We start from the raw sequence: 12,464 nt of genomic DNA, 5'->3' as shown, positions 1-12,464 counted from the left end.
ACATGGCAGCATTGGGAGCGGTCGGATACACATGTTGGCGGAGAGCGCGAGGATTGATGAGCGGGTTGGACAACTTGAATTCAGGCACCATCAGGTCAGCGGAGTACAGCGCACGGCGCGTGCTTCCGGATGCGCCGTTGTTGGCGGCGGCCACCGGTCGGACGCCGGTGCGGCGTCCGGTGTGGTTCATGCGGCAGGCCGGCCGCTCGCTGCCCGAGTATCGCGAGATCCGCGCCGGAATCGGAATGTTGGAGTCCTGCTTCGATCCGGCGTTGGTCTGTGAGATCACGATGCAGCCGGTGCGTCGCCACGACGTCGACGCCGCAATTCTCTTCTCGGACATCGTGGTGCCGCTGAAAGCAGCCGGCATCGACCTCGACATCGTTGCCGGTGTCGGTCCGGTGGTTGCCAATCCTGTTCGCTCGATCGACGATGTCGCGTCGCTGCCGCGCTTGGTGCCCGACGAGGTCGGCGCAATTGCGCAGGCTGTGCGTCTGCTCACCGCCGAGTTGGGTTCGGTGCCGTTGATCGGGTTCGCCGGAGCGCCCTTCACGTTGGCGTCGTACCTGGTCGAAGGTGGGCCGAGCCGCAACCACGAGAAGACCAAGGCGCTCATGCTGTCGGATCCGGCGACGTGGCACCAGCTCCTCGGCAAGATCGCCGACATCACGATCTGCTTCCTGCAGGCACAGCTCCACGCCGGTGTCGACGCCGTTCAGCTGTTCGATTCCTGGGCCGGAGCCCTCTCGCTCGCGCAGTACCGCGAGTTCGTACTTCCACACTCCGAGCGCGTGTTGGCCGAGGTTGCGAGCGCAGGAGTGCCGCGTATCCACTTCGGTGTTGGTACCGGTGAACTGCTCGGCGCCATGGGTGAAGCCGGGGCTGACGTCGTAGGCGTCGACTGGCGTATTCCGCTCGACGTTGCCGCGAGGCGAGTCGGTCCGGGCAAGGCGCTGCAGGGCAATCTCGATCCGGCAGTGCTGTTCGCGGGTCCAGAGGCGGTCGACCGTGAGGTCAGACGCATCGCGGCTGAAGGTGACCGCGCTATCGAGGCCGGCGCCATCGGGCACATCTTCAACCTCGGACACGGTGTTCTTCCGGATACCGATCCGGCGGCAATCACGGCGGCGGTGGAGCTGGTGCATTCGCTGTGAGGACAACGCGTCCGTCGGTAGCGGTGATCGGGGGCGGAATCTCCGGCCTGGTCGCCGCCTACCGGCTTCGCCGTAGCCTCGGAGCGGACGCCGAGATCACGATCGTCGACCACAGCCGCAGGCTGGGCGGAAAGTTGCGAACGGTCGATATCGGCGGCGGGCCGATCGATGTCGGCGCCGAGGCGTTCATTGCGCGTCGGCCCGAGGTTCCGGCACTTCTGGCCGAGCTCGGTCTCACCGACCAGATCGTGTATCCGGCGGGACGCACTCCGTTGATCTGGTCGCAGGATTCGTTGCATCGTCTCCCCGTAGGCACGTTGATGGGCATTCCGGCGAGCGCCGACGCGGTCGAGGATCTTGTCGACGACGCAACCCTGGCGCGGATCGCGGCGGAACCGGAGCGCCGGATCGACTGGACTCCGGGTTCGGATAGCAGTGTGGCCCAACTTGTTTCGGATCGCTACGGCGATCAGGTAGTCGCCCGCTCGGTTGATCCACTGCTCGGGGGTGTGTACTCCGGATTGGCGGAGAACATCGGAATACGGGCCGCATTGCCGACCCTCGCGGCGGCGTTGGACGCCGGAGCGCGGAGCCTGTCCGAAGCCGTGACAGCGGCGCTGCCGACGCCGGCTCCCGGGCCGGTCTTCGGTGCGTTGAAGGACGGATACGGAGTGCTCCTGGATGCACTCCGAGAGGCAGCTGCCGCGCATGTCGTTCACGCGGAGGCCGGAGTCGTGCGCGCCGACGGGAGCCGCTGGTTCATCGATCCGGTCGGCGCGGTCGACGCGATTGTCCTGGCAGTTCCCGCTCCGAACGCCGCAGTGCTCCTCGCTGACGTCGCGCCACAGGTCGCCCGGATCGCGGCTCGGATCGAGCTGGCGTCCTCGGCTGTCGTGGCGATGCGTCTGCCGGGCAATGTCGAGTTGCCGGAGAATTCGGGAATCCTCGTCGCGACGGACGCAGATCTCACGGCCAAGGCATTCACGCTGTCCAGTCGCAAGTGGACGCATCTCGCCGATCGGGGTGAGCATCTCGTGCGGGCGTCGTTCGGCCGCTTCGGTGCCGCAGACATTGTCGATCGCGCAGACGACGAACTGATCGCTCTGGCCAGCGCTGATCTTGCAACAGTGACGGGAATCACTGCGAGTCCGGCTGCGTCCTTTGTCCAGCGCTGGCATGGGGGACTGCCGCAGTACGCACCAGGTCACGTGCAGAAAGTGGCTGAAATCGAACAGTCGGTCGCAGCGTTGGACGGTATCGAGGTGGCCGGTTCATGGCTACACGGCGTCGGCGTTCCGGCGTGTGTTGCCACTGGCACGACGGCGGCGACACGGATTTTCGAACGGGTGGCACGATAGAGGTATGGCACGCCTTGATTTCGACAAACTGAACTCTGAAATCCGATACCTCATGTTCTCCGTGTTCCAGGTGGAACCCGGTGTGCTGGGCGACGATCGGGAAGCTGCGGTCAAGGACGCCCGCTTGTTCTTCGAAGGTCTCGAAGACAAGGGCGTCGTGGTTCGCGGAATCTACGACATCGCCGGCATGCGCGCAGACGCAGACTTCATGATCTGGACCCATGCAGCCAGCATCGAGCAGCTGCAGGCCGCGTACTCGGACTTCCGCCGCACCACGACACTGGGCAAGATCAGCGCTCCGGTGTGGAGCAACTCCGCCGTGCACCGTCCGGCCGAGTTCAACAAGAGCCACGTGCCGTCGTTCATCGCGGGCGAGGATCCGGGCGACTACATCTGCGTCTACCCGTTCGTTCGGTCGCTCGAGTGGTACCTGCTTCCCGACGAGGACCGTCGCAAGATGCTCGCCGATCACGGTATGGCGGCACGCGGATACAAGGACGTTCGCGCCAACACGGTGCCGTCGTTTGCGCTCGGCGACTACGAGTGGATTCTTGCCTTCGAGGCACCGGAACTCATTCGCATCGTCGATCTCATGCGCGACCTGCGCGCCACCGAGGCTCGTTTGCACGTGCGCGAAGAGGTTCCGTTCTTCACCGGACCGCGCGTCGACATCGAGAAGCTGGTTCTTTCCCTTCCCTGATCGAAAGTAGCTGCTGTGGCCACCACGCCGAATCGGCGTCATCAGCACATGTCTCACTGGGGCATGTTCACTGCCGAATCGGTAGCCGGCGAAGTCACTGCGGTGCATCCGTACGAGGGAGATTCCAATCCTTCGCCGATGCTCGGCAACTTCGCCGGTTCGGTGCGCAGTCGCAGCAGAGTGGCCGGCCCGGCAGTGCGTCGTGGCTGGCTCGAGAACGGTCCAGGCCCCACGGAAAAGCGGGGCTCTGACGAGTTCGTCTCGGTCGAGTGGGACGAACTGACAGAACTGCTGTCCCGCGAATTGCGCCGGGTCGTTGACACTCACGGCAACAACGCGATCTTCGGTGGTTCATACGGATGGGCCAGCGCCGGTCGATTCCACCACGCACAGAGCCAGGTTCACCGGTTCCTGAATCAACTCGGCGGTTACACCAAATCGGTACACAGCTACTCGCTCGGAGCGACGGGCGTCATCATGCCCCGTGTGGTCGGGACCCACAGTCAATTGTTCGAACGCTCCACGTCGTGGGACGTCATCGCGCAACATTCCGATCTGTTGGTGTGCTTCGGTGGGGTGCCGATCAAGAACACTGGCGTCAATGCCGGTGGTACCAGTGAGCATCCGACTCGCGGCGCGATCGACGCATTCCGTCGTCGCGGCGGAAAGATCGTCTCGATCAGCCCGTTGCGTGACGATCTCGACGGTGAATGTGACTGGATCGCACCGATTCCCGGGACCGACGTGGCGATCATGTTGGCGCTGGCGTATGTCCTCGCTTCGGAGGGTTTGCATGACATCGCATTCTTGAACCGGTACTGCGTCGGCTACGAGCGATTCGAGGAGTACCTGCTCGGACGCAGTGACGGTATCGCGAAGGATCCTCACTGGGCCCAGGAGATTTCAGGAATCCCCGCCGAGACTCTGGTCGATCTGGCCCGCCGCATGGCCGCCGGTCGCACGCTGGTCTCTGTCACCTGGTCACTTCAACGCATCAAACACGGTGAGCAAGCCCCGTGGATGGGGGTGACCCTCGCCGCGATGCTGGGTCAGATAGGGCTTCCCGGAGGGGGATTCGGACACGGCTACGGTTCGATGAACGAGCCGGGAATGACGTCGATCCCGTACCCGCTGCCCACCTTCCCGCAAGGACGGAATCCGGTCACGGACTTCATTCCGGTCGCTGCGGTATCGGATCTTCTGCTCTCGCCCGGCGAAGACTTCGACTACGACGGCAGACGCCTCACCTATCCCGACATTCGCCTGGTCTACTGGGCAGGCGGCAATCCGTTCCACCATCATCAGGACATCCCGAGGCTGCGACGGGCATTGGCACGTCCGGACACGATTGTCGTTCATGATCCGTACTGGACGCCGATGGCCAGACACGCCGACATCGTGGTGCCATCGACCACGTCATTCGAACGCTCCGATCTCAGTTGTACGCGCAACGACGCGTTGCTGGTCGCGATGCACCAGGTCACCGAACCGTTTGCAGGTGCGCGCGACGACTACGAGACCTTCGCGGCACTTGCCGACGCGCTGGGATTCGGTGACACGTTTACCGAGGGACGATCGTCGCAGCAATGGATCGAGCACCTCTACGGTCAGTGGCAGCCGAGCGTCGACGCGGACGGTGGCAACACCCCGTCGTTCGAGGACTTCTGGGCCGATGGTCACTACCGGATGCGCACGCGCGGCGACGAGGTTCTGTTCGGCGACTTCCGCGAGAATCCCGAGAAGTATCCGCTTGGCACACCCAGCGGAAAGATCGAGATATTCTCCGAAACCATCGAATCTTTCGGCTACGACGACTGCGTCGGCCATCCCCGATGGTACGAGCCTGATGAATGGCTGAAAGGTCCACGTGCGGAGGCGTTTCCGCTGCACCTCATCGCCAACCAGCCCAAGACGCGGCTGCACAGCCAACTCGATCACGGTGCCGTGAGCCAGGCGTCGAAAATTCACGGGCGAGAACCGATTCGGATGCATCCCGATGCAGCGGCAGAGCGAGGCATTGTCGGCGCGGACGTGGTGCGGGTGTTCAATGATCGCGGCGCGTGCCTGGCAGGTGTTGTCGTCGATGCAGACCTTCACCCGGGCGTTGTCCAACTTGCGACGGGAGCCTGGTACGACCCACTCGATCCGGCCGACCCGGACTCGCTGTGTGTCCACGGAAATCCCAATGTTCTGACCCCGGACGTCGGCACGTCGCTGCTGTCACACGGATGCACCGGACAACACGTCCTGGTGCAGATCGAGAAGTTCGAGGGGGAACTTCCCCCTGTTCGCGCATTTGATCCGCCGGTGCTGAATCCACGCTGACGGAACCGATCGAGGCCAGGCCGCGTCGAACTTGGTGAGCACCTGATATCCGGGTGAGCACGTCGAGCGAGGTGGGGGCCATCGTGAGTACAGCGCAGTGGAATTCGGCACGGGGGAGATCGGAAGTCCTTCGCGGGCAGATTGATTCAATGATGGAGGACCTGCACGAGCGGACGCGGTTACTTGCGCTCGCGCAGGAGAAGATCGCGTTGTCGACTGCGCGTGCTCTGTCGGCTGACGGGTTGGTGGAGGTTGTCGTCAATGCCTCCGGAGCCGTTGTCGGCGTGAAATTCTCATCGGACGCGTGTGCGAAATCAACGCCGAAAAAGCTTGGTGCGTCGGTGCTGGCGGCGTCGACGGCAGCGTCGGCAGACATGCGTCGGCAAAACGCCGAGATATTGAAGCCGTTCACAACTGCGACGCAGTTGGATCTTCCGGATCTGATAACCGGAGCGCCCAGCGTGCGCGGTCTGTCCGCAGTGCCTCAGATAGCCGAGCACATGGAACAGGATTGGGATCAGACCGTTCTCAGGAGCGCGGGCAATGTCTGAACTGTGGATCGATGTTCAGATTGTGCGTGCATTGGCACCGCGATTCGTGGGACTCGCGGAAGACATCGAGAGGTCGAAAGCGGATCTCGAACGAGAAATGACTGCCGAAGGTTCGAGCTGGGGAAATGACGAGGTCGGCAACACTTTTGCCGCCGCCTACCTTCCGGGCTCGGAGTCGGTGATTGCCGGTATCTCGATGATGGCCGGCGTCATGCGGAATCTCACGGATGCGCTGTACCGGACATCGGACAACTTCGAGGGCGTCGACGCGGAACTTGCCGACAACTTTGCAGGTGGTCTCTGATGGGAATCGAGATACCGGGATACCTGCAGGCCGTTGCCAGTGTGGCAGTGGGTAGCGACTGGCCTGAGGGGGACGAGACTTCCTTGTGGCGATTGGGTGACGCGTGGACCGAGATTGCAGACCATCTGACCAGTGCATCCATGGGTGGTGATGTCACACTGAGAGGAGTACTGACAGCAATCACCGGTGAGACGCACGATTCACTCGATGCATTCTGGCAGGATTCCGGTGGCGTCGCTGATGTCTTTGATCGATTGATTGCTGCCGCAACGGAATTAGCGGAATCCTGCAACGCTACGGCGACGGAGATCGAGTACACCAAACTTGCGATCATCGCGGCGTTGATCGCGCTGGCGCTCGAGTTGGCGGCCATGGCAGCGGCAGCGATTCCCACTCTCGGGCTGAGTGCGGTAGGAGCAGGCGCAGCGGAGGTCGCTACCGCGGTTACTGTCCGAATGCTGTTGCGGCAATTACTGACCGGGGTGCTCGAAGCCGCTGCGGTGGAAGCAGCGTCGGCCGTCTTCTCCGGCCTGGCCATTCAGCTGGGCCAGATAACAATGGACCATCGCGAGTCCGTGGATGTCGGCAAGGTCGTGACCGAGGGGCGCGAGGGGTTTGTCACGGGCGCGGTGGATGAGTTGTCCACATCCGGCGGCGCACTGAACTGGAATTTCTGACGCCGTAACCGGGCCTGAGTGCACACAACGTTCACTCGCGTGCGGCCACGAGCCCGCTTTCCGCGGTGGATTTCACTCCGATGAGTGGAAGCAACGCGACGGCGGCAATCAGTGCGAGTGAGCCGCTGACCACGAGAAATCGCCAATCGGCGAGCCACGCTCCGAGCAGTGGTGAGCCGGCTCGGGCCAGCGCTGTCGGAATGGTGATCGCGGCAAGGACACTCGCGAAGTGGGTAACGCCGAAGTTGTCGGCCAATATCGACGGCCGCGCGATGACGCCGACGCCTTGGCCGAGACCCACAGCAGCGACGCACAGCAACGTCAGGGGTATCGACAAGCCCGCGAGTGGTAGCAACAGTAGGCCGAACCCCTGTATGGCGAAGGCGCACGACGTGACCGGTGTGATGGCCAGTCGGGTGCCCGCCACTGTGAGTATCAGCCGCGAGAGAATCTGCAGGACACCGACAGCGATGGGCACTGATGTTGCGACCGCAACAGAGTGACCTTGGTCGAGCAAGTATGCGATCACGAGTAGGAGGAAGGCCGACGCCGATCCTGCCTGAGCGACGAAAGCGATCAGCAGCAACCAGAACCGGCGCTGCCGCAGTGCTGCACCGAACGGCGTTCCTGACCTTGCCCGGACTCGGTTGCGATGAGCGGCGCGCGACGGTACGGCCCACAGATGACCCGGAACCGCGGTAGTGACGAGTATCGCCGACAGGATGATCAAGGTTGTGCGCCAGCCGAATTCGCTGTTCATCCAACCGAGGAGTGGATACACCAGATATGTCGACAGTCCGGCGATCATCGTGACGGTGAGAATCGCCTGATTTCGTTGATGCGCTTCGGTCGCCACCACGATCACCGCGAAGGTCGACTCGTACGTCGACATTGCCAGTGCCAGCCCGATCAAGGCAAACGCAACATACAGCGACATCAGGTTGGTTACCTGTGACCACATCAGTACCGAGCCTGCTCCGATCACCGAGCCGGTGGCCATGAGCGCGCGTCCGCCCCGCCGGTCGAGGATGCGACCGACGGGCAAAGCGGCCAGTCCGCCCACCAGCGTCGATACTGTGGCGGCACCTGCCACGGCGGTGCGTGAGACATCGAGATCGGTGGCGATGGGAATGAGGATCACCGGCAGGATCTGGTTCATCGCGATGAAACTGATGGTGTTCGTGAGCGCGAAGACCATCACCAGATGGCGTCGATACTTAGGGCTGAGAGAAGTTGGAGTGTCGGTCTCGGCGGTCATCCGCGAAGTAGCGGAAGCAACTGGCTGCCTTGGCGTTCGATCTCGGGCAAGTACGGGGTGTCGGACAGAACGAAGTGACTGATCCCGAGATCTTCGTATTTACGTAGCGATTTTGCAACGTCTTCGGCGGAACCGACCAGCCACGTGGTTGCCGCGCCACCACCGCCCACTTTGCCGGGCGTGGTGTAGAGGTTGTCATCGAGTACCTCACCGCGCGAGGCCAGATCGAGCAGGCGTTGTTGGCCAACTGCGCTTCGACGGTGTGGATTCTGCGCCAGCGATTCGGGTGCACCTTGTTCGCGCTGGCGGGCTGCCATCTGTGCGACTTTTTCTTCGGCTTCTTTCCACGCCTGCTCTGTTGTGTCTCGGACAAAGGTGGTGATCCGCAAACCGTATTCCAGTGGGGCGTGTTGCCGATCGATCTGTCGACTCAGTGCCTCGAGTCTGTCGATGCGTTCGGCGACACCGTCAAGTGTTTCGCCCCAGAACAATTGGACATCGGCCTCCGCGGCTGCGACTTTCTCGGCGGCTTCCGAGGCGCCGCCGAAGTAGAGCTTCGGGTGTGGACGGCCGGGCCGAGTCTCGATGCGCGGCCCAATGGTCGAGTTCTCCACGTGGAAATGCTCGCCGCGGTAGGTCACGTTCTCTTCGGTCCACAGTTTGCGAACGAGTTGGAGGAACTCCTGGGTCCGAGCGTAGCGATTCGCTTGATCACCATCGGTATCTCCGTAGGCAGCGAGATCGTCCTTGCCGGATACGATGTTGACGCGGACGCGACCGCCGGTGAGGTGATCGAGTGCCGCCGCAGACGCCGCAAAGTTAGCCGGCCGCCAGTATCCGGGGCGGATCGCGATGAGTGGCTCGAATGTGGTTGTCCGCGCGGCCAGTGCAGTAGCCACCGTGAAGGTGTCCGGACGCCCCCAGCCTGCGCCGATCAGGGCACCGGTCCAACCGTTCTGCTCCAGCGCGAGTGCCTGGCGAGTGAGGGTTTCGAGGCTGTTGTGACCGGCCTGCGTGTTGTCGCCGCGGTGGCCGGGCTCAACCTGATTGGGGATGTACCAGAGGAATTCGGTGCTCATTGCTTCTTCCTGATCTGTGCGAGATGGGACAACTGCGCGTCACGTACTTCGGCTGTTTGTCCTTGCACCAGGACGAAGAGGGCTGTGCGTGCGTACAACTGCGCGGTGTTGTCGCGAACGATGCCCCGTCCCGCTCGGGCTATGACAAGGGCGTGAGTGAGGGTGACGAGTGCTTCGCCCATGGCAACTTTTGCCGCAAGACGCTCATCGATTCGGTGCCTTTCGTTCCCCGTGCTCTTGGCTGCGTCGGAGAGTGCGTATGCGTCGGTCCGAAGCTGCGCGATCCGGGGGCGCCACAGGTCGGCGAGCTCACGGGAAGTGGGATGAGCCTGCTCGAGTTCGCCGAGGACTCTGTCGGCAAGCCCGAAATGATGTGGCCTGGCATCGCTCGCTGTGCTGAAATCGGTTGTGCGGTACTTGGATAGAGGAACCCTGCTGATGACATGCGCTTCCGGTACGAACACTTCGGACAATGTCACTCGTTCCGTTCGACTACCGGCCACGGCACTCAACTCCAGATCGGAGGACTGAACACGCTCGTTGATCGGTACCAGTGCGGTCACAACGGTGCGGGTCGAGCTTTCGACAGCAGCCACCATCAAGACGGTGTTCAGGCCCCAACCGCTGACCCACGAGATAGTGCCGGAGAACGTCCAGCCGGCAGATTCACGCGTCGCCGCGATGAAGTGGTCGGGGTATCGCCGGACGTCGCTGATCGCCGCTCCGGTCAGTAGGCGTCCGCGCAGAATCTGGTGGGCGATCGGGGGTAACTCGGTGCCTGCCGCGTGTGCATCGGCCAGTCGCCCGACCACTGGTGCATGCTGCGCCCATACGAGCCACGTGTTCAGGCAGGCACCGGCCAGGACTTCGTGGAGGAGTCGATCACTATGTCGGTCGACATGTGCCCCGTCGAACTCGGCCGGCGCCAGATGGTTCAACAGGTGGAGGTCGGAGAACTCGACAATGCGTTCAGGGGTTACTCCGTGCCGATCTGTTTCGAGCGCGGTCGGTAGCAGTACGGCGTCGGCATACTGCTTGGCACTGGCCACCAACGGATGCGTGTTGACAGCCGTAACTGCCTGAGCTCTCACGTGTGTGGCGAGTTCGGAGACAGTCATACAGGCACGATTCCTCTCGAGGTGTACTGGATTTCGGCAGCGGCGAAGAGGGGATTTGGATCGTCGCGAGAAAAAACTCGCTGTTGCGATCGCATGTGTCCCTACAGAGAAATCTACTGCGGTGGAGCAATTTTCACCAGATTGTGATCATCGTGAATGCAAGAGGTGACGTTTGCTCCGGGATCGGGTTGACTTCCATTCAGTGTCTACCGGACCTCGACGGGCTGCGTTCTCGTTTCAGTCGCGACGGTGATCGTCCGTCTCTCCCTTCGGAGCCCTTCAAGAAAGGCAAATTCCTTTGTTCACCAATAGTTTTCAACGTGCCGTCAAGTCTGCGGCGGCCGTGACAGTACTGGCCGTAGCACTTGCCGCCTGTGGTGGCGCGTCGGCGTCGGACGGCACCGCCGGAACACCGGTGGACGGCGGGACGCTGACCTTCTACGACCCTGTCGATTACGCGGCGTGGAAACCTACGAACTCGCTGTGGTCCAACAGCCAGGTTTCCAACAATCTTGCTGAGCGGCTGATCTGGCAGGACTCTGAAACGGGTGAATACAGGCCATGGTTGGCAGAGTCGTACCAGGTCAGCGATGACCATCTGTCGTACACATTCACGCTGAAGTCCGGCGTTACATTCAGCGACGGCACTGCGCTGAATGCCGGAGTGGTCAAGGCGAACTTCGATCAGCACGGCATCGGCGACCCGCAGAAGGGCATCACCGTGGATCCGTTCTGGACCGATTACGCCGGCACCGATGTGGTCGACGATCGGACGGTTGTCGTCAAGCTGGCGAAGCCCAATGTCGGCTTCATTCAGATCCTGTCGAACTACCGTGCCAGCTCGATCCTCGGGCAGTCGCTGCTGGATCGAGATCTCAACGGTCAGAGTGATATTCGTAACTGGGTGGGAACAGGCCCCTTTGTGGTCGAGTCGGTGAACGGAACCAGCGGCGTCACTCTCGCGCGACGTGACGATTACAACTGGGCGCCCGAAGGTTCGGGTCATTCCGGCCGAGCCTACTTGGAGAAGATCGTCTTCAAGACAGTTCCGGAAGCCGGAACGCGGGTCGGCGCATTGCAGTCGGGTGAGGCACAGATCGCACGCAACATCGCGCCGTACGACGAGGAAACTGTGGCAGCGGGCGGCGGAGTCCTGCTACCGATTTCGGTGCAGGGTGAGACCAACGACCTGACCCTTCAGTTGAAGGATCCGGAAGCGCCAACTCAGGACAAGCGGGTCCGTCTCGCGTTGCAGGCGGCCACCGATCGCACGGAGATCAACCAGACTGTGCTGTCCCCGAACTACCCGGTTCCGTCGAGTGCACTGGTTCAGGGAACGCCGCTTCGTGGTGATTCGAGCAGCTATCTCACCTACGACCTCGACAAGGCCAAGTCCCTGCTCGACGAAGCGGGTTGGAAGCCGGGAGCAGACGGGGTCCGGGAGAAGGACGGCAATCGATTGGCCTTCCACTTGCGGGTGGCACCCTACTATCAGGTCTCGCAGTCGGTTCTGGAAGTTGTTCAGTCGCAGTGGCGAAAGGCCGGCGTCGACGTCACGCTGACGCGCCCGTCGTTGACGGAATACGAGTCCCAGTTGGCTTCCGCGCCGGACTGGTACTTCACGCAAGGTCAGACCTCCACCGCGGAACCCAGTGTCCTGCGCACGTCGTATGGCAGTGACCGCCAGAACGGGACCAAGAACTTCCAGAAGGACGAAAAGTTCGATCAACTCTTGGCGGCGCAGTCGTCTGCATTCGATCCGAATGAGCGCAAGACCGCGATCCAGGCGATCGAAGATCACATCTTCGGCGAGGGCTACTCGATACCGCTCTACGACGAGACCCAGGTCTTCGGCCTCGCTTCCAGCGTCCACGGTTTTGCCACTGAATCCACCGGCCGGTCGTGGTTCTACGACACATGGGTTTCGCAGTGAGAGGCAA

The 12,464-nt window shown here is 62.2% G+C and carries 11 protein-coding genes; 8 read left to right on the top strand and 3 right to left on the bottom strand.

Going from position 1 to position 12,464, the window contains the following annotated elements; all coding sequences use genetic code 11:
- The first annotated feature begins 56 nt into the window (after positions 1-56).
- The 7 genes from hemE (at position 57) to R4P64_RS26800 (ending at position 7,069) form a co-directional block, all read left to right on the top strand.
- On the top strand, positions 57-1,154 hold the full coding sequence (gene hemE / locus R4P64_RS26830; protein WP_045067454.1) for a uroporphyrinogen decarboxylase: 1,098 nt from the start codon (positions 57-59) through the stop codon (positions 1,152-1,154).
- Positions 1,151-2,512, top strand: a complete 1,362-nt coding sequence (locus tag R4P64_RS26825) for a protoporphyrinogen oxidase (RefSeq protein ID WP_317823344.1) — start codon at positions 1,151-1,153, stop codon at positions 2,510-2,512. The genes hemE and R4P64_RS26825 overlap by 4 nt, the downstream gene beginning before the upstream one ends.
- A 4-nt stretch (positions 2,513-2,516) precedes the next feature.
- Complete coding sequence (gene hemQ / locus R4P64_RS26820; RefSeq protein WP_033234754.1) at positions 2,517-3,212, top strand: hydrogen peroxide-dependent heme synthase; 696 nt, start codon at positions 2,517-2,519, stop codon at positions 3,210-3,212.
- 48 nt (positions 3,213-3,260) lie between these two features.
- Positions 3,261-5,537: a molybdopterin-dependent oxidoreductase gene (locus R4P64_RS26815; protein ID WP_317823409.1), complete on the top strand. Its 2,277-nt coding sequence runs from the start codon at positions 3,261-3,263 to the stop codon at positions 5,535-5,537.
- Between the two features lie 149 nt (positions 5,538-5,686).
- On the top strand, positions 5,687-6,088 hold the full coding sequence (locus R4P64_RS26810) for a YbaB/EbfC family nucleoid-associated protein (RefSeq protein WP_245005992.1): 402 nt from the start codon (positions 5,687-5,689) through the stop codon (positions 6,086-6,088).
- On the top strand, positions 6,081-6,392 hold the full coding sequence (locus tag R4P64_RS26805; protein WP_033234752.1) for a WXG100 family type VII secretion target: 312 nt from the start codon (positions 6,081-6,083) through the stop codon (positions 6,390-6,392). Before R4P64_RS26810 ends, R4P64_RS26805 begins: the two co-directional genes overlap by 8 nt.
- The gene (locus R4P64_RS26800) at positions 6,392-7,069 is read left to right on the top strand and encodes a hypothetical protein (RefSeq protein ID WP_095886092.1); all 678 of its coding nucleotides are present in this window, start codon (positions 6,392-6,394) and stop codon (positions 7,067-7,069) included. Before R4P64_RS26805 ends, R4P64_RS26800 begins: the two co-directional genes overlap by 1 nt.
- Positions 7,070-7,100: 31 nt before the next feature.
- Here the strand turns inward: R4P64_RS26800 and R4P64_RS26795 are convergent, their stop codons facing one another.
- From R4P64_RS26795 to R4P64_RS26785, 3 genes are read right to left on the bottom strand one after another with little or no spacing between them, the layout of a single operon-like run.
- Positions 7,101-8,327 (bottom strand): MFS transporter, encoded by a 1,227-nt coding sequence (locus R4P64_RS26795; protein ID WP_317823342.1) that lies wholly within the window; start codon positions 8,325-8,327, stop codon positions 7,101-7,103.
- Positions 8,324-9,406, bottom strand: a complete 1,083-nt coding sequence (locus R4P64_RS26790; protein ID WP_317540499.1) for an LLM class flavin-dependent oxidoreductase — start codon at positions 9,404-9,406, stop codon at positions 8,324-8,326. Before R4P64_RS26790 ends, R4P64_RS26795 begins: the two co-directional genes overlap by 4 nt.
- On the bottom strand, positions 9,403-10,524 hold the full coding sequence (locus R4P64_RS26785) for an acyl-CoA dehydrogenase family protein (RefSeq protein WP_141485941.1): 1,122 nt from the start codon (positions 10,522-10,524) through the stop codon (positions 9,403-9,405). Before R4P64_RS26785 ends, R4P64_RS26790 begins: the two co-directional genes overlap by 4 nt.
- Positions 10,525-10,822: 298 nt before the next feature.
- Between R4P64_RS26785 and R4P64_RS26780 the strand changes: the two genes are divergently transcribed.
- Complete coding sequence (locus R4P64_RS26780; protein WP_317823341.1) at positions 10,823-12,457, top strand: ABC transporter substrate-binding protein; 1,635 nt, start codon at positions 10,823-10,825, stop codon at positions 12,455-12,457.
- Positions 12,458-12,464 lie beyond the last annotated feature (7 nt).

Origin of the sequence: Rhodococcus sp. IEGM 1366, assembly GCF_033142425.1 — a bacterium.
Lineage (GTDB): Bacteria > Actinomycetota > Actinomycetes > Mycobacteriales > Mycobacteriaceae > Rhodococcus_F > Rhodococcus_F globerula.
This window is presented reverse-complemented; position numbering and strand designations above follow the sequence as displayed.

Excerpts from the sequence above, each read along its gene's own strand:
- hemE (WP_045067454.1), top strand. The coding sequence starts at position 57 with ATGAGCGGGTTGGACAACTTGAATTCAGGCACCATCAGGTCAGCGGAG.
- hemQ (WP_033234754.1), top strand. The coding sequence starts at position 2,517 with ATGGCACGCCTTGATTTCGACAAACTGAACTCTGAAATCCGATACCTC.
- R4P64_RS26815 (WP_317823409.1), top strand. The coding sequence starts at position 3,261 with ATGTCTCACTGGGGCATGTTCACTGCCGAATCGGTAGCCGGCGAAGTC.
- R4P64_RS26810 (WP_245005992.1), top strand. The coding sequence starts at position 5,687 with ATGATGGAGGACCTGCACGAGCGGACGCGGTTACTTGCGCTCGCGCAG.
- R4P64_RS26805 (WP_033234752.1), top strand. The coding sequence starts at position 6,081 with ATGTCTGAACTGTGGATCGATGTTCAGATTGTGCGTGCATTGGCACCG.
- R4P64_RS26800 (WP_095886092.1), top strand. The coding sequence starts at position 6,392 with ATGGGAATCGAGATACCGGGATACCTGCAGGCCGTTGCCAGTGTGGCA.
- R4P64_RS26795 (WP_317823342.1), bottom strand. The coding sequence starts at position 8,327 with ATGACCGCCGAGACCGACACTCCAACTTCTCTCAGCCCTAAGTATCGA.
- R4P64_RS26790 (WP_317540499.1), bottom strand. The coding sequence starts at position 9,406 with ATGAGCACCGAATTCCTCTGGTACATCCCCAATCAGGTTGAGCCCGGC.
- R4P64_RS26785 (WP_141485941.1), bottom strand. The coding sequence starts at position 10,524 with ATGACTGTCTCCGAACTCGCCACACACGTGAGAGCTCAGGCAGTTACG.